Genomic DNA, 16,478 nt, shown 5'->3' on the forward strand with positions numbered 1-16,478 from the left:
GAATGGTGCGCTTCATATTTTTAAACGGAATGCATTCGTTGTTAAACAATATTGAAATCTTGCTCAAACATTCGAGATGGGCTTACAAAAGAAAGCACTCAGGATATACTTGTTCTACAGTAATCAACGAGGAGGTCCAGTGCCCTTGGAAACCGATATTCGAACACAACTGCTCAGCTTGGCTGAGCCGGAATACCAGAAATTTGCGGCTTCCCTTATACCGAATATTTCAAACGTGATGGGGGTGCGCTTGCCTGCAATCCGCAAAATAGCCAAAAAGATTGCCGCTGGAGACTGGCGTACGTACCTGGATACGGCGGAAGATGAATATTTTGAACAAGTGATGCTGCAAGCGATGGTCATTGGTCATGTGCAAACAGATCTGGATGAGCTACTTACACGCATTGCAGCTTTTGTGCCCAAAATCGATAACTGGTCGGTATGTGACAGCTTCTGTGCCGGACTGAAATATACCAAAGTGCATAAGGAGGCGGTGTGGAACTTCATTCAGCCTTATTTGAAGTCAGATCAGGAATATGAAATTCGGTTTGGCGTGGTCATGTTGTTGAACTTTTATCTGGAGCTCCCTTATATTCATCAGGTGTTACCGTTACTTGATCAGATTAAACATGAGGCCTATTATGTGAAAATGGCGGTGGCTTGGGCAATTTCGATTGCGTATGTGAAGCATCCTGAGGTGACCATGCCGTATTTGCAGCACAATACACTTGACGATTTTACGTACAACAAAGCACTCCAGAAGATTACCGAATCCTATCGGGTTACACCGGAGGATAAGCAATTGATACGAAGCATGAAACGCAAGGCGAAAAAACAGGTGCAGACATTAAACAGATAACCTCCTGACTTGGAGCTGAGAGAAGAGAAGGTGAATACGTGATGAGGCAAAAGTTGATGTACACTACCATGCAGCTGCACGGCCAACCGTGGAGCCTGCTGGCAACTGAAAAAGGACTGTGCCGGGTGGTGATGCCCAATGAAACGATAGCGGACTGGCAAGGCTGGATTAGCAAAATTGCACCCGGTGTTGAGCTCGAAGAAAATGAGCAGGCGTTAAGACAGACAGGCATGATGGACTGGCTGGAGTCCTATTTTGCAGGGGAGAAGATAGCCTTCACCGAGGCAATTCCACTTGACCTGATCGGCACCCCATTTCAGCAGGAGGTATGGAAAGCGCTTGGGCAAGTGCCTTATGGTGAGATACGCACATATGGAGACATCGCTGCTGCCATCGGCAGACCTTCGGCTGTACGGGCTGTAGGTGCAGCGAACGGGGCGAATCCCATTCCAGTGTTGTTGCCGTGCCACCGGATTATTGGTGCTAATCGCAAGCTGACGGGTTTTCGTGGGGGGCTGGAGATGAAGCGCAGATTACTAGATCTGGAACGAATTGAAGGCGTGACGGATGGCGGACATGCACGGTTTAATTTTTAATTAAAGAGAATTGAGGGAAGAGGATGGAACAGCAACAGGCATACTGGCTTACCAATGTAAGACTGGAACGAGGATATATTCGTGAAGGAGCAGAGGTAACGGGCACACAAACGGGTCTTGCTCATCTACGGATTGAGAATGGAGTTATTGCTGCCATTGTGGACGCAAAGGAGCAATGGACAGAAGAGTTGCCGCGAGTGGATGGGAAAGGGCTGCTATTACTGCCTTCATTTGAAGAAGCACATATTCATCTGGATAAAACCTATTATGATGGGCCATGGAGAGCGGTTAGACGCAGTTCCAGCATCTTTGATCGGATTGAGGAAGAGAAGGTGCTATTGCCCAAGTTGCTACCTGATGCGAAACGGCAGGCGGAAAGCATCCTTGCACTAATACAGGGTTACGGCTCTACACACGTTCGTGCGCATTGTAACATTGAACCGGTAAGCGGGCTGAAACGTTTGGAAGCAACCAAGCTGGCCCTGGAGAGTTATACAGGTAAAATATCTTCAGAGATTGTCGCGTTCCCTCAGCATGGGCTGTTACGGTCCAACTCGGTCGAACTCATGGGACAAGCCATGTCAGAGGGTGCAACACATGTAGGCGGACTTGATCCGTATACCGTAGACGAAAACATCGAAAAATCGCTGCATACCATGATTGAACTGGCGGTCAAACATCAAGCAGGGATCGATATACATCTGCATGATGGCGGCGAAGCTGGCAAGCAAACGTTGCTGGAACTTGTGAGGCTGACAGAAGAAGCAGGGCTTCAGGGTCAGGTGACGGTCAGTCACGCGTTCTGGTTTGCAGGAGCAGAGAAGCAGGAGGCAGAAGAGATGGCGAGCCGCATGGCATCGCTGGGAATGAGTGTGGCTTCAACGGTGCCGATTGGCAGAACGATGATGCCACTTCCGATGTTGCAGCGTGTGGGTGTAAACGTAAAACTGGCGACAGACAGTCTGACGGATCACTGGTCTCCTTTTGGCAGTGGGGATATGCTTGAAAAGGCTGGCCGCTTCGCCGAACTGTATGGATATAGCGACGAGTTATCGTTGTCCCAGTCGCTGGCTGCGATTACGGGTGGAGTGACGCCACTGAATGCAGCAGGGGAGAACTTATGGCCGAAGGTCAACCATGCAGCCAGCTTTGTCCTGGTTCAAGCGAGTTGTGCAGCCGAAGCGGTGGCAAGGCGATCTGAAAGGATGGCTGTGTGGTATCAAGGACAATTGGTAAGTGGATCGCTAGCGTAACAGGCATCACCTTATGATGTAATGAACAGAATGAAGGTTAAAGATTAAGCCACGGATGCCGTGGCTTTTTTTGCATGAACAGGCATGAACCGTGTGGAAAAATTTTAGTTCAACATATATAGCCCATATGGAGGAAGAAATTATACGCATAACCCACATTCTGGGTTATGATAGATTATGATTTTACTAGTCCTATGAACATTACATATGCTTCGCAGGCAAACCATGCATACCTTCTGAACAAGACTGACAAAAGAAAATTGAAGTAGCCATAGACGAAGGAGAATGAGATATGCGTGATAACATGGGGAAACAAGTCACTTTGCAACCGATAACGCAGGAAAATGAAAGTGAGTGCATCCGTCTGCAACCGAGGGAAGATCAACTCACACTGGTAGCGAGCAATGCGGATTCCTTAATTCATGCGACCAAGGAAGTAACTTCAAAACCTCACGGGATCTATGCTGGGAATGAGATGGTTGGGTTTATTTTATTTGATAACGAGATTTATACGGATGGGTATTACTGGATTCTTCGTTGTATGATTGATGGGAAACATCAGGGGCAGGGTTATGGGAAACGTGCCATCCAGGAAGTGATTTACATGTTGCAGGAGCGAAGTGATTGTCGGCAAATCAGGGTATCTCATGTTCCGCATAATGTTGCGGCTAATGCACTGTACAAACATTGTGGGTTTCAGGAAACAGGTGAATTGGAGGATAACGGCGACATTATTTTAGGTTATCAAGTTAGAGGGTAGAGGTGGCAAAAAAATGATCAGAGAAGCCGAAGCCAGGGATGCAGCAACGATTGAAAAATTGTACAGAGAGCTGTTGCCTAACCACGCGGATACTGAGGTGCTGGCTGAACGAATTGAAGAGATCAGGCGTCACGAACACAGCTTCCTTTTCGTGTATGAAGTCCAGGAGCAGGTGGTAGGTACGGCACATTTACATATCTGCTTAGATGCTCTCGCAGGAAATCGACCGTTTGGTTTGGTTGAAAGGGTCATTATGTCTAGCGAGGTGCAGGGCAAGGGATACGGCACAGAATTAATGGAACATGTGGAAGAGGTATGTTTGCAGATGAATGCATCCAAGATCCTTCTCGCTAGTGGAGCTACTAGGCAAGGGGCCCATCAATTTTATCAAAAGCTAGGGTACGATGGCGAGTCCAGCAAAGCCTTTAAGAAATATCTATAATTTGATAGAAGAAGGACTAGTCCAACAAGATGAGAGATAAACATGATCGAATATTGAACAAAAGATTCATTGCATTAGCGTTCACACTGCTGTTGATGACGTTATGCTGTCTTGGCATTGCGGCATATCTGCGTGCAAAGTCAGGCTCGAATATGTATGCATTTCTAGACTGGGACATGTTTCTGGCATGGGTTCCGTTTCTCATTTCAACGATGATTGCTCTTAACTTTCGACGTAAGGCTGTGAGACCCGGATGGATGGGCATGATGTGGATAGGTTTGCTCGGTTTGATCTGGCTTTTCTTTTTGCCTAACGCAGCCTATCTGTTTACAGAAATGTTGCATGCATTCCGGTATTTTATTGCTCAGCCGGAGAGTGTTTTTTGGTTCGAGATGGATTTTTGGTACAGTCTGACCCTTACGTTTGGTGTAGCCATTGTAGGGTTAATGCTCTCCATATGTTCTATAAGGCAAATAGAACATGTGCTGCAACGATTCGTACACAGGTTTGTTTGCTGGATCATTGTCGGATTCGTTCTACTTCTAAGCGGGGTGGGCGTATATATCGGGAGATTTAATCGCTGGAATTCATGGGATATCGTGTCCAGACCCGGGCAGATTGTTATCGATTTGATGAATGATTTTAGTTCAGCAAGCGGTCTTCTGGTGGAGTTTGTTGCGCTGATATTTGTGATTCAGGCATTTGCATATGTCATTATTTCATTGATAAAACTAGAGAGTTAGGAATCGGGAATATCCACACAACTGTTGGGGAGGTAAAACATGAAAGAGGCTTCTGATTTTATCAAGCAACTGCCCGGCATTTCTGAATGTCAGCGAATCTTCAAGGCAGCAGCGATGCTGGATGCGGTTCTAATGCCAGAATGGGAGTACAGGTACTATTCGTACAATGCACATTGGGATAAGAATGAACAGATGGCTTCGATGAGAGATGGGGAGGGAGATCACTATTTCGCGTTGTTTGATTCGAGCAACCGTTTAATCATCAAAGGTTACGACAAAGCTTATGCTTCCCTACATAAAGATCAACTCGGTGATGTATTGGAGGGTGTGCCGGCAGACTTCAAAAAGACGTTTCTGGACGAGCCTGCTTTTATGATGGATCGGACTACCTTCTGCATCTGGAACGAAGAGGAACAGAACGAGTGGACTTCGAGTCGGCAGCTCGCAGATGAAGCTTATGCTCTGCTGCAAGTTCTTGTGGGCGGTGCAGTGTATTATCATGCTTGGGCTCAGGAGTATTATGAGCTTGAACTGGATCTAGAGCCAATTCAGCATGTTTTTGACATGAAACCGTTGGATGAACAACTGCTGCAAGCATTAAACCCGGAGATCGAGTTAGACGAGTTGGAAGAGGACATTGCAGAAATTGGATACCCGGCTTAGGAGGAAGGACATATGCATTTAACAGAGTGGTCTGCAGATACACTTCAATATGATCTGTCGGATGAATACTCGATTCGCCTTGCGGATGTTACGGAGTGGGGGTTATTTTGCACCATTTATTATGATATGGGATACGTCGGATTTTTCAGGGAAGAAGAATTCAGTTCCTCAAGATGCAGTGCGTACTGGATTTATCGGGGAGAAAGCAAAATAGGCGGTGTACGAATGGAGCCTAACAAGATGTATCATTTGTTTCTCATCCCGCCATTCCAGCAAGGCTTTGAGGTCGTCAAACTTTTGAAAAAGAAATTAGTACAGTGGTCGGATCGCAGCAAACGTATTCTGACATTTGAGATTCTTCCAGGTCAAGTAGACTGGTTTGCGAGAGCGGGGTTCTGGCCAGCCGAGTTCAGATGCCGCTGGATGCAGCGGCCTACGGATCATTTTGATATCGATTGGGATAGTAGGATGACCGTGAAAAGTCCAGTGATTATTGAAAAAGGATCAGGCGGCTTCAAATATGTAAATGAAGAGGAAATCGCCCGGTGTGATCTGGAAAGTTTCGGCGGAAGTCTGGAAGCAACGCGCAGAAAACAGAGCTCTCTTGAAGATTTTACACCTGACGAAGATCCTAATTATACGAATGAAGTCCTGACTCAGGCATCTACATTGGTATATGATCGGGAAACGGGTGAGCTGGTCGCTAACTGCCGCTTGTGTTTACAGGACAATCAGGCTGCGGTGTACAGTATCGGTGTGATTCCTGCGTATAGAGGCAGAGGACTTGCTACCCAGATGTTACAGAGAGCATTAACAATGCTTAAGGGACACTATCCTTTTTTACGGCTGTATGTAATGGAAGGTAATGATGCGGAGTCGGTATATCTGAATCTGGGTTTTGTACAGGGTGTTCAAGAGATTCAGACGATGTATATACCAGAGGAGGAAGCGGAATGAAGGTTTCCATTTTAACCGACATTCACGGAAATGTTTACAGGAGTTCCTTATGACAACACCAAATATCTTCAAGCGTATAAGCATTTGAACGTTCCAGATAAAGATTTTATTTTAAAAGCATTTCATGGGAGTCGACTGTCGACTCGAAAAAGAAAATAATTAGCGAACAGGGGCGATCTGCTGAGATCGCCTTCTCTCGTTCAGTATAGGAGGAAAGAAATATGATATTTGGCATAATTATTTGTTTACTCATACTTTTGGTTTTAGGTCAATATGTCATCAAGACGGCTATTGATACTTCAAAAAAATACGAAGCATACGAAAGAGATTTTGGAGGAGTTGAAGGAAATTAAGTCTTTATTGAAAGAGAGACAGTAACGATAGCCTAATGAAGAGGTGAGGGTATGATTCATGATTTAAAAGGGGAGGACAATATGTCTTCTTTGACGGGTATGCTTTTCGCCGCGGTTAAAGAGAACAGTGATCGCCTGAAATTTATCACGGATTTCATGTCACAGGAGGAGATCGATTACAAAGGGCCTGGTAACCTATACAACAGCACAGCGCAGTTACTGAGACATATTACTTTCGTTGACCTGAACTGGGTGTATCGTATCAAAGGACAAACGATTCCTTACGATATGTTGGAGCAATATGGTCCCATGATTGATAAAAATAACAAACTTCCGTTCATGGAGGGGGTATCCAGAGACACACTTATTTCACAACATCAGTTGATAATGAACATGCTGCAGGAAACATGCACAAATCTTACGGATGCGGATATGGATATCGTGGTCACTTTCGGCCATAGGAGTGAAAAGCAAGCTTCTGTTCGCTGGGGACTTTGGCATATGGCTGACCACAATCGTTATCATCAGGCACATATAAATCAGTTGCGGAAATGGTTCCACACCCATACATCTGATCAATGAAGGGGAGGCCGCCATTGGATAAATGATAAAATAGGTTGTAACTAAAGTTCAATTCAGTTTGTTTTTATTATAAGAACAGTGGGAGCCCGTTGAAACGTGGAACAGCAGATTATTGAACATCATAATTCGGTGCTGAGCATGTTTGCTCATGTGGTGGACATGACACACATTACGAGGTGATGGAGGATGAATAACACACGTAATATTAAACGATTCTGGTTGGTTATGGGTACTGTAGCTGCTGCTTTAGCCCTGTACTTCTCGTTTATGAACAATCGGTTCGTGAATATCGATACCCCGCTCTCCAGTGCGGAGGTTGTCCGTGCAGACACGAGTAAAACGATATATACCAAGGGTGGCGGCGGGGCTTATATTCGTTTTGAGGATGCTATTTTAAATGAAGAGGAAGTAAACAAAGTTGTTGATTGGGTGAATGAAGCTCCAGCGTCTGCGAAGACAGCTGTGGATCACATCGAGGGTAGCATTCATATGGGCATCGCTTTGAGAATGAAGCATAACACTCAGGTCATGATACAATACAACGGCAAACAGATATACGTTACGAAGATTGGCCGTTTTAGCAAAAATTCGAGGTATTCGCTGCAACATCAGGCGTTGGAGAATTATCTGGATCAAGAGCTGGAAGGAACCTATTACGGAGGAAATCTGGCGAAGGAGGAACAGTAGGAGACGTAATGAAGATACACCAAAAAATATTGAACTGGTCCGCTTGGCTTGCTGTATTGGCTGTCTTTTTTCTTCCAGGAACGCTGAATAACGATAACAAAATTTTACGAACGGAATATGGATTCCCGCTTCGTTTTTTGACAGATTATCATGTCTCGGATTCGAACGGATCAATCTGGTTTATATCCGATATGCATATTAATGTACTGATATATTTCGTGAATGTTCTATTTATTTATGCTGGAATGCATGTGATTGTGTATATCAAAAAAAGATTAACTAAGAAATCAGTGGAGTGAATAATAATGAAGCATCTTCCTTCAAGCTGGAAATCAGAAAGGCTAATTATTTCAGATGTAAAGCCTTTCGAGATTGTTGAACTTCAAAAATTATATGATACAAGCCGTTATATACAGGAATGGGATGGACAAGAAAATGATATAAATTACGTTAAGAATTGTATAGAACAAGGAAACCTTCCCCCAGGTGGAATATTAGCCAATTATAGAATTCAAAGTATACGTACGCTTGAGGGAAATCAAACGATCGGGATGTTAAGTGTATATCATGGCTACCCTGCTGAACATGTATTGTATTTGGAATTTTTATATATTCGGAACGTTGTTCAGAAACAAGGATACGGCCAGGAAATGATGTCTGCTTTAACTAATCAGCTGACCATTCTGGGTTATGATGAGATTAGAATTAATGTCGCACTCAAAAATTGGCCAGCCTTACGCTTCTGGTTTAGGTCGGGTTTTAGCCAGATCGGCGGCATCTATGGTGATGAGAAACATTCATCAAACAATTTTGCAAATATAGAACTGATTAAGAAGCTGTAATCAGCTGATTACAGCAGAATAGGAGGCTAGACTGATGGAAGTCTTTTTTCGATACAACTGGATCGTGCGTGAACAGTGGTATGCTTGGTGCGAAGAACTGCCAACAGAAGAATTGCTTCGTCAACGTACAGGTGGCGTAGGAAGTATCCTGAGAACTTTTTTTCATGTCATCGATGTGGAGTGGAGCTGGCTTCAACTGCTACAAGGAAAACCGGATACTGCGGAGGATTTTGCAAACTACCAGACGCTCGAAGCCGTTCGTGAGCTGGACCGTAAGCTGCATCAGGATGTAGAAGCATTCGTATTAGCTTGGGAGCCGGGCATGGAGAAGAGAACTTTCATTGACCGCCGGAGTGATGGACGCGTGGATATCGATGCTTGGGGTGAAATTATGCGTCATGTCATTGCGCATGAAATTCATCATATGGGACAGTTATCCGTATGGGCTAGAGAACTTGGCCGAGAGCCCGTATCTGCTAATGTCATAGGTAAAGGATTGATCGAGCCAAACCATGATGAAGGGCCGTGAGTATAAGTGATACAACTTAGCTGTATCCACTGGGTTCAACTGGATGAAGCGATTCGGCAGGGAATAGGACAGGAGCATCGGATGATCCCGCTTAAGCCTGGATTGGAAGCGGATGTTACGCGTGTTGAACTCAATGATCAGCCGTATGTACTGAAGATCTGGAATAAGGAGTCTCGTCCGAATATTGAACAACAGTATCAGTTATTGCAGAAGCTGATTCAAAGCGGGATTCAGGTATCCAGGCCGTATGGCTGGGGGATAGATCAGCATCGGAATCAAGTATTGCTCACAAGTTACGATGGTGTGCCGGTTACCCGGCTAGATCAAGAAATATTAAGACAAATGGCTCAGACTTTACATGATATCCACCAGTATCCAGTCCGTGTTAAAGAGCCGCAAACAGAAGAAGCAAAACAAGATTATATTCCTCGGTACCATTTTGTCGACTATTTCTTTCCTCAGGTTGCCAAGCACCAAGATATCCATCACATTGTTCATAACTTGATAAAGCAAGTAAAGATCAGACAGGATCACTTCATTCATGGCGACTATAATCTGGGGAATATCGTAGAGATGAATGGAAAATACACCATTATAGACTGGACCAACGGACAGTACGGAGATCCGAGATATGATGCGGCATGGTCTGTTTTTCTAATCACGATCTATAACGGAGAAGAGTATGGAATGTTTTATCAATCCGAATTACAAGCGGTCGCCGGCAACATGCTGGATGAGGAAGAGGGCTTTGAAGCATTGGCCTGGTTACGCTGGGTGTTACTTTCGCGTGAAGGCGATGTTCCGAGAAATTCAGAAGTTATGCGGCGTGTGCAGCATATAGCTACTCATAACTTTTACCTACAAGCCTGTCCTAAATTCTCATCTTCTGCATACCTATGGTAGTAGAGGAGCGTGATGAGTAATGGAACAGAAGGTACAGGCTTACTTCGAACTGAAACAGCAGCAGAAAGAGATCGAACAACAGTTATGTGTATTGAGAGACGAGATTGTGGCGTACTGTGCGCAGCAAGGCGTATATGAGACCGAAGTAGGCGGATATAAGGTGAAAACGGTACTCCAGCACCGCAAGGAATATGACGATCAGAAGCTGTACGCATCGTTGCCTGACCCGGAGATCTGGAGGCTGCTGTCCAAGGTGGACAGCCATAAGCTGAAAAGCCTGATCAAGCTTAATGTTCTCTCTGAAGAACAAGTGAGCCCAGCATGTACCGTGAAGCAAGTGACTTTGCTGCAGATAGACAAGTTATAACGTATATTGTTGTAATTCTTCTTTTTGTGCTGAAATTGGTAGAATTTCAGGGGGGAGAAGGTTTATTTTGTTCAGGGAAAGCGCATTCATTATCCGTTATGATGAAGAAACAAATCTGCGAGGAGGAACCAGGATGTCTACCGAAATTCCGTCCCTACATACTGCTTATGCCGATGCGTTTAAAATAGGTGCAGCAGTACATACGAGAACGCTACAATCCGAAGGGGAATTTATTGCAAAGCACTATAACAGTGTTACTGCGGAGAATCAGATGAAGTTTGAAGAGGTTCATCCGAGAGAGCATGAATATACATTTGAGGCAGCAGATGAGATCGTTGATTTTGCCGTTGGCCGTGCGATAGGTGTTCGGGGTCATACCCTGGTATGGCACAACCAGACGCCAGCGTGGGTGTTTGAGGATGCTTCTGGCGGCCCGGCTTCGAGAGAACTGATGCTGTCCCGGTTGAAGCAGCATATCGATACCGTCGTTGGTCGTTACAAAGGACAGATCTACGCATGGGATGTGGTGAACGAGGCCATCGAAGATAAGACCGATCCGGTTATGCGAGATACAAAATGGCTGCAATTGCTTGGAGAAGATTACCTGGCGCAAGCATTCAATATGGCTCATGAAGCCGATCCTGACGCACTGCTGTTCTACAATGATTACAACGAGACTAATCCGGTCAAACGGGAGAAAATATACAATCTGGTTCGATCCTTGCTGGATCAAGGGGTTCCGGTTCATGGGATTGGCATGCAGGGACACTGGAATACTCATGGTCCGTCCATTGAAGAGATCCGTGAAGCCATTGAACGTTATGCTTCACTGGATGTGCAGCTTCACGTCACTGAATTGGATTTATCTGTGTTTCAACACGAGGATCGGCGCACTGATCTGACAGAGCCAACGCCTGAGATGGCGGAGCTTCAGGAGAAAAGGTATGAGGACATTTTTAGGTTGTTCCGGGAGTATAAATCCAATATCACTTCTGTAACATTCTGGGGTGCGGCTGATAATTATACGTGGCTGGATCATTTCCCGGTACGCGGCCGCAAAAACTGGCCATTTGTGTTCGATACCAAGCTGCAACCCAAGGATTCATTTTGGCGCATTCTCGGGCAAAAGTAAGAAGAAGCTTCGGCATAAGCTCAGGCTCAATTGAGGTATAAGTTCAGTTAGGCATACAGCGCTCTCTGACCGTTTCGGAATTACAGCCTTACATGTAGACCCCAGAAAAAGGGTTAAACATGTAAGGCTTTTTTGAAGTATCTTATATAGAGAGCAGATTTATTTGAATCTTAGCATTGTCACATGGACGGTACGATGCCATACTGGAGAAAAAAAGGGGAAATGGCAGGTGAATCCAATGTACAAGGTCATTGTAGCTGATGATGAGCCGTTTATGCTGGAAGGTTGGAAAACGATGATCGATTGGCAAGGCTGCGGATATGAGTTGTGTGGAACTGCGACCGATGGAGAAGAAGCACTAGATCTGATCAATCATGTAAATCCGGATTTGGTGGTAACCGATATACAGATGCCGGTGCTTGATGGACTGGGCTTGATTCGGACCATGCGTGAAGAGTTGAAATATGATTCCCAGATCGTGATCGTAACCGGTTATTCCGAGTTTGGTTATGCGCAGCAGGCGATACGATATCGGGTGAATGAATATGTGCTCAAACCTTTAGTGCCAGAAGAAATTCACGAGTTATTACGGAACCTGATCATACCGCTGGATACACAGCGACAGGAAATAGAGATCAAGCTTGCGGAAGAACAATATGACGCCATGGAGATGTTGGACACAACTATGGATGAGGGCGGCATGCTGGATGAGGCGGATCTGGAGAAAATGGCATCGCGCGCCCGGCAGTTTATCGCTTTAATCGAGGCAGGAGATGTAACAGGCGTTGCTCGCACTGTTGATGATATGCTACAGGAGATGCAAGAATCACGGGCCGTGATGATCTGGGCTCAAAGCGCAGTTAGATACATCCATGGAGAACTGCTACGCAGATACAGCATGATCGGAGCAGATCAGACTGTTCTCCAAGTGCGGACCTGGCATCATACAGAGAGCTGGTTCATGGGAGACTTGAAGAAATTGTTTATTCGGATTACGGAAACTTTTGCCTCGATGGCTCAGGCCGACCCGGGTTCCAGTGGGCTGGTGGCAGAGGCTGTCCAGTATCTGAAAGAGCACTATCGCACAAAAATCAAACTGCAGCAGCTCGCCAATCACATTCATGTCAATGCGGCTTATCTAGGCCAGCAGTTCAAACGTGAGATGGGAGTCAGCTTCAGTGAGTATGTTCATCGTCTTCGTATTGAAGAGGCACGCAGGATGCTCCGCCGAACCAATATGAAAATCTCAGATATTGCATTCGAATTGGGCTATCATGATGCGGAGTATTTTACAGAAAAATTTAAAGCGCTTACAGGAGAACTCCCATCTCTATATAAAAACAATAACCAAGGGTGATTATGTGCATAAGAAAAAGAGGACTTTTCATACGGTAAACGACATCCCCCTTCGATATAAATTTTTGCTGATCTATGTCGTCAGTATTCTTCTTCCGATTATTGCGATTAATTTGTTTTTTTATCAACGAACATCTGCAGATATCAAAGTGCGGGAACAGGAAAATCTGCGCAAATCGATTGACAGGGCTGCAGGAGAATTGGTCGGTATGATTGATGAGAGCGTGGCGCTAAGCCGTATGATTGCAGCGGATGATTCCTTGTATGAGGCCTTGGATCGTACCTACGCGTCACCTGTGGAATATTACAACGAGTATCATGTTTTCTTGCGTGACAAATTGACACGGTATATGTCGGCCAATATTTTGGAAGTCCGAATTTATACGAATAACGATACCATTCAGACGGGCAGTCACTACATCGTCATGAAGGACAAAACGACATCACTGCCGGGCATGGAGCAGTTAAATCAAGCAAACGGCGATATTTTAGTTATTGATTACGAAGAACAGTCTGGATTTAGCCGAGGGAAGCGAATTAGTGTCATCGGGAAAATGAAGACCTTTACTTCATATGCTAACTATGCGAAGTATTCCAGAATTGATCTCGAAGTGAATCGTATTTACAGCATCCTTAATCGGGAGACAAACAGCCTGCAGCTCAGACTTGTGGACGGAAACAGCCGTCCGGTTGTTTCCAGTGCGCGCTTCCCGGCAGAGGGATGGTCTTCCGATGTGAATTCCGAATATATCATGGAGAAGTCACTTGGTAATCTGGCTTACCTGGACGGCTGGAAGCTGATTGGTGTTGCGGATACGCGGCATGTAGATCAGTTGTTGGACGAAGCGCGTAATTCTATTTTGTGGCTGGCGGTCATCAGTGTCATCGTACCCTCGGTGCTCATTTACTTTATTCTGCGTTCGTACCACTACCGTATCCGTAAATTGTCACGGCATATGGAGAAAGTGCGGAATGAACGTTTTGACCTGATCGAGATCCAGGAAGGCCGGGACGAGATTGGCGGGTTAATTCGCACTTTTAATATGATGATCAGCAAAATCCATTCCCTGATTAATGACGTATACAAACTGGAGATCAGGCACAAGGATCTGGAACTGGATCAAGTCCGAACGGAGTTATCTATGCTCCAGAGCCAGATGAATCCACATTTTCTGTTTAATACACTGAACGCACTGCTCGTCGTGAGCACTAAGAACGGCTATACCGAAGTATCTGAAATTATTAAAAGCTTATCATTACTCATGAGACAGTTGCTCAGCAGATCAGACAACCTGATTCCACTCGAAGAGGAGCTGCAGTTCACAACACTTTATCTTCAAATTGAGAAGTTCAGGTTCGGAGAATTATTTGATTATACTCTGGATATTGATCCAAAGGCTGCAGGCAAACGTATTCCACGTATGAGTATTCAGCCGCTGGTGGAAAATGCGTGCAAACATGGATTGCAGGCACGCAAGACTGGACGATTGATTCATATTACCGCAAAGCTAGGTGAATCCGGACTGGTTATTCGTGTCATCGATAACGGGATCGGGATGGAACAGGATAAACTGCGGCAATTAATACAGGACGTACGCTCGGATCAGGCGAAGGACGGATCACATGTGGGCATTCGTAATGTCTATCGTCGCCTGGAATTATTTTATGAAGGAGATGCAACGTTCACGATTCGCAGTGAGAAGGGTAGCGGTACAGAAGCCGGATTCCATATTCCCACAGATAGACTGTGACTGATGAACAAAGGGGGACAGCAAGATGTATAAAGTACTATTGGTGGATGATGAGCCGTTTGCGATTGAAGGCTTGCAGTTGTTAATTGATTGGCGAAAATTCGGGTTTGAAATTAACGGTGTGTGCACCAATGGAGAAGAGGCAGTCGAAGCGATCCGTACGAGTAAACCTGATCTGGTTGTCACGGATATTCATATGCCAGCGATGAACGGGCTCGAATTGATTGAAGAGGCACGTCGTCTGGGGCATGATTCCACAATGTTTGTCATTACAAGTGGTTACAGCGATTTCAATTACGCAAGGCAGGCCATTCGTCTTGGCGTAAGCAATTATTTAACCAAACCTGTGGATACGTTGGAAGCGGACGATATGCTGGCGCGACTGGCGCAGGAGTTGAAGGAGAAGCAACTGCGCGCGAGTGTTCGTGAACAGGCCAAAGTGCAGGAAACCCGGCATGTTTTGGCTGTACTGGTCACCGGACAGGAAGTTGATGATGCAGAACAGATGGCTCACGATATCGCTCATTTGTATGAACAAGCTCAGAGGTGGACGTATGTGAAAGTAAGATTTCAGCGTGCTGATTCTGGTCAGATTCGCTCGATGATTCATGAGACCGTAAGCCGTGAACCGTGCTGTTATGTGGTGGAAAATGAACTGGATACCTGCGGCATTGTATGGGGTGAAGGTTCTTCAGGGCCAGAATCATGGCAGGGAAAAGGCCATCGGGATTTTGCGGAAAGGTTGTTGTCTGACTTAAATGAAGTTATTCCAGACGGAGTTCAGTTTGCCGTCGGTTTACCTGTGCAGCAACCGGAAGCTTTATCTCTTTCCAGAAGTATGGCTGTCGAGACGGAGCGTTTTTTGTTTCTGCACCAGGGGAATTTGCTATTCGCCGAAGATATTCAGGAACAACGACTGAGGTTTAATCCCGAATCTCTCCGTGAAGTGGATCTCATTATGGAGCACCTGGAGAACGGTTCGCCAGAACAGCTCAGTCTGTCGATTAGAGAGGCATTCCATCAATTTGTAATGAACAAGGCTGCACCTGAATTCGTACACATATTCATGACCCAGATTTTATTCCGTGGTTTTTCTCTATGCAAGGAGCTTGGAGGAGAAACGAAGGATATGTTGCTAGATACAGCCTTTGATTCTGATGACCGGTACCGCTGGAACATCGAAAAATCAGCGAGTATGCTGGAAAATTTTTGCCTGAAGTGTCAAGCTGCGGCATCATCTCTTCGTCAAAAACAGCTCGGCGGAACACAGGCGATGGTAGCTGAGTATTTGCAAGAGCATTTTAGAGAGACGTTTACCATTAAGGAGCTTGCCGAACGATTCTTCATGCATCCTGTTCATCTGGGCCAATCTTTTATGCGCAAATATGGCAAGGGTGTTCTCGATATGGTGCATGATCTAAGGATAGAGGAAGCGATGAGACTGCTAAGAGATTCCGACGATGCTTCATGTGCGATTGCAGAGCAGCTTGGTTATAAGAGCTACCAGCATTTCCTAAAACAATTTGAGCGTAGAACAGGGATGAAACCGGCTGAGTATCGCCTTAAGCATGCTAAGTAGAGCACACATAAGGAGGTATAAGCCGGTTCAAGACCTCCTGCAATTAAGGGGGGGAGATGCTTAAATCTGTTTATTTTGAAACCGCATACATTTCTTCATAATGAAATCAGTAAGGAAAACCACT

20 protein-coding genes are annotated in these 16,478 nt (G+C 45.3%); all 20 read left to right on the top strand.

Features of this window, described 5'->3' with window-relative positions; all coding sequences use genetic code 11:
* Positions 1-145 precede the first annotated feature (145 nt).
* A complete protein-coding gene (locus ABIE27_RS00750; RefSeq protein ID WP_429349683.1) occupies positions 146-859 on the top strand; it encodes a DNA alkylation repair protein in 714 nt (237 codons plus the stop codon).
* A gap of 56 nt (positions 860-915) precedes the next feature.
* On the top strand, positions 916-1,455 hold the full coding sequence (locus ABIE27_RS00755; protein WP_429349684.1) for a methylated-DNA--[protein]-cysteine S-methyltransferase: 540 nt from the start codon (positions 916-918) through the stop codon (positions 1,453-1,455).
* A 23-nt stretch (positions 1,456-1,478) separates the two neighbouring features.
* A complete protein-coding gene (locus ABIE27_RS00760; protein WP_429349685.1) occupies positions 1,479-2,708 on the top strand; it encodes an amidohydrolase in 1,230 nt (409 codons plus the stop codon).
* Positions 2,709-3,000: 292 nt separating this feature from the next.
* A complete protein-coding gene (locus ABIE27_RS00765; protein WP_123062808.1) occupies positions 3,001-3,468 on the top strand; it encodes a GNAT family N-acetyltransferase in 468 nt (155 codons plus the stop codon).
* A gap of 13 nt (positions 3,469-3,481) precedes the next feature.
* Positions 3,482-3,910, top strand: coding sequence for an N-acetyltransferase family protein (locus tag ABIE27_RS00770; protein WP_429349686.1), 429 nt, complete (start codon positions 3,482-3,484; stop codon positions 3,908-3,910).
* Positions 3,911-3,939: 29 nt separating this feature from the next.
* On the top strand, positions 3,940-4,653 hold the full coding sequence (locus tag ABIE27_RS00775; RefSeq protein WP_123062806.1) for a DUF1361 domain-containing protein: 714 nt from the start codon (positions 3,940-3,942) through the stop codon (positions 4,651-4,653).
* Between the two features lie 39 nt (positions 4,654-4,692).
* Positions 4,693-5,316, top strand: a complete 624-nt coding sequence (locus ABIE27_RS00780) for a hypothetical protein (RefSeq protein WP_123062805.1) — start codon at positions 4,693-4,695, stop codon at positions 5,314-5,316.
* Between the two features lie 12 nt (positions 5,317-5,328).
* On the top strand, positions 5,329-6,273 hold the full coding sequence (locus ABIE27_RS00785; RefSeq protein WP_429349687.1) for a GNAT family N-acetyltransferase: 945 nt from the start codon (positions 5,329-5,331) through the stop codon (positions 6,271-6,273).
* A gap of 221 nt (positions 6,274-6,494) precedes the next feature.
* Positions 6,495-6,626: a hypothetical protein gene (locus tag ABIE27_RS00790; RefSeq protein WP_275670020.1), complete on the top strand. Its 132-nt coding sequence runs from the start codon at positions 6,495-6,497 to the stop codon at positions 6,624-6,626.
* A 51-nt stretch (positions 6,627-6,677) separates the two neighbouring features.
* On the top strand, positions 6,678-7,208 hold the full coding sequence (locus tag ABIE27_RS00795; RefSeq protein ID WP_429349688.1) for a DinB family protein: 531 nt from the start codon (positions 6,678-6,680) through the stop codon (positions 7,206-7,208).
* 186 nt (positions 7,209-7,394) lie between these two features.
* The gene (locus ABIE27_RS00800; protein WP_429349689.1) at positions 7,395-7,895 is read left to right on the top strand and encodes a hypothetical protein; all 501 of its coding nucleotides are present in this window, start codon (positions 7,395-7,397) and stop codon (positions 7,893-7,895) included.
* Positions 7,896-7,903: 8 nt separating this feature from the next.
* Positions 7,904-8,194, top strand: coding sequence for a hypothetical protein (locus ABIE27_RS00805; RefSeq protein WP_123062801.1), 291 nt, complete (start codon positions 7,904-7,906; stop codon positions 8,192-8,194).
* Positions 8,195-8,200: 6 nt separating this feature from the next.
* Positions 8,201-8,737 (top strand): GNAT family N-acetyltransferase, encoded by a 537-nt coding sequence (locus ABIE27_RS00810; RefSeq protein WP_429349690.1) that lies wholly within the window; start codon positions 8,201-8,203, stop codon positions 8,735-8,737.
* A 34-nt stretch (positions 8,738-8,771) separates the two neighbouring features.
* Positions 8,772-9,266, top strand: a complete 495-nt coding sequence (locus ABIE27_RS00815; RefSeq protein ID WP_123062799.1) for a DinB family protein — start codon at positions 8,772-8,774, stop codon at positions 9,264-9,266.
* Between the two features lie 6 nt (positions 9,267-9,272).
* The gene (locus tag ABIE27_RS00820) at positions 9,273-10,169 is read left to right on the top strand and encodes an aminoglycoside phosphotransferase family protein (protein WP_429349691.1); all 897 of its coding nucleotides are present in this window, start codon (positions 9,273-9,275) and stop codon (positions 10,167-10,169) included.
* A gap of 19 nt (positions 10,170-10,188) precedes the next feature.
* Positions 10,189-10,536: a hypothetical protein gene (locus tag ABIE27_RS00825; protein WP_123062797.1), complete on the top strand. Its 348-nt coding sequence runs from the start codon at positions 10,189-10,191 to the stop codon at positions 10,534-10,536.
* Positions 10,537-10,669: 133 nt separating this feature from the next.
* On the top strand, positions 10,670-11,668 hold the full coding sequence (locus ABIE27_RS00830) for an endo-1,4-beta-xylanase (RefSeq protein WP_429349692.1): 999 nt from the start codon (positions 10,670-10,672) through the stop codon (positions 11,666-11,668).
* Between the two features lie 238 nt (positions 11,669-11,906).
* Positions 11,907-13,025: a response regulator transcription factor gene (locus tag ABIE27_RS00835; protein ID WP_123062890.1), complete on the top strand. Its 1,119-nt coding sequence runs from the start codon at positions 11,907-11,909 to the stop codon at positions 13,023-13,025.
* A gap of 4 nt (positions 13,026-13,029) precedes the next feature.
* The gene (locus tag ABIE27_RS00840) at positions 13,030-14,775 is read left to right on the top strand and encodes a sensor histidine kinase (protein ID WP_240036632.1); all 1,746 of its coding nucleotides are present in this window, start codon (positions 13,030-13,032) and stop codon (positions 14,773-14,775) included.
* Positions 14,776-14,800: 25 nt separating this feature from the next.
* Positions 14,801-16,354, top strand: a complete 1,554-nt coding sequence (locus ABIE27_RS00845; RefSeq protein WP_123062794.1) for a response regulator transcription factor — start codon at positions 14,801-14,803, stop codon at positions 16,352-16,354.
* The last annotated feature ends 124 nt before the right edge of the window (positions 16,355-16,478 follow it).

This window comes from Paenibacillus sp. 4624, assembly GCF_050435065.1.
Taxonomy (GTDB): Bacteria; Bacillota; Bacilli; order Paenibacillales; family Paenibacillaceae; genus Paenibacillus; species Paenibacillus amylolyticus_D.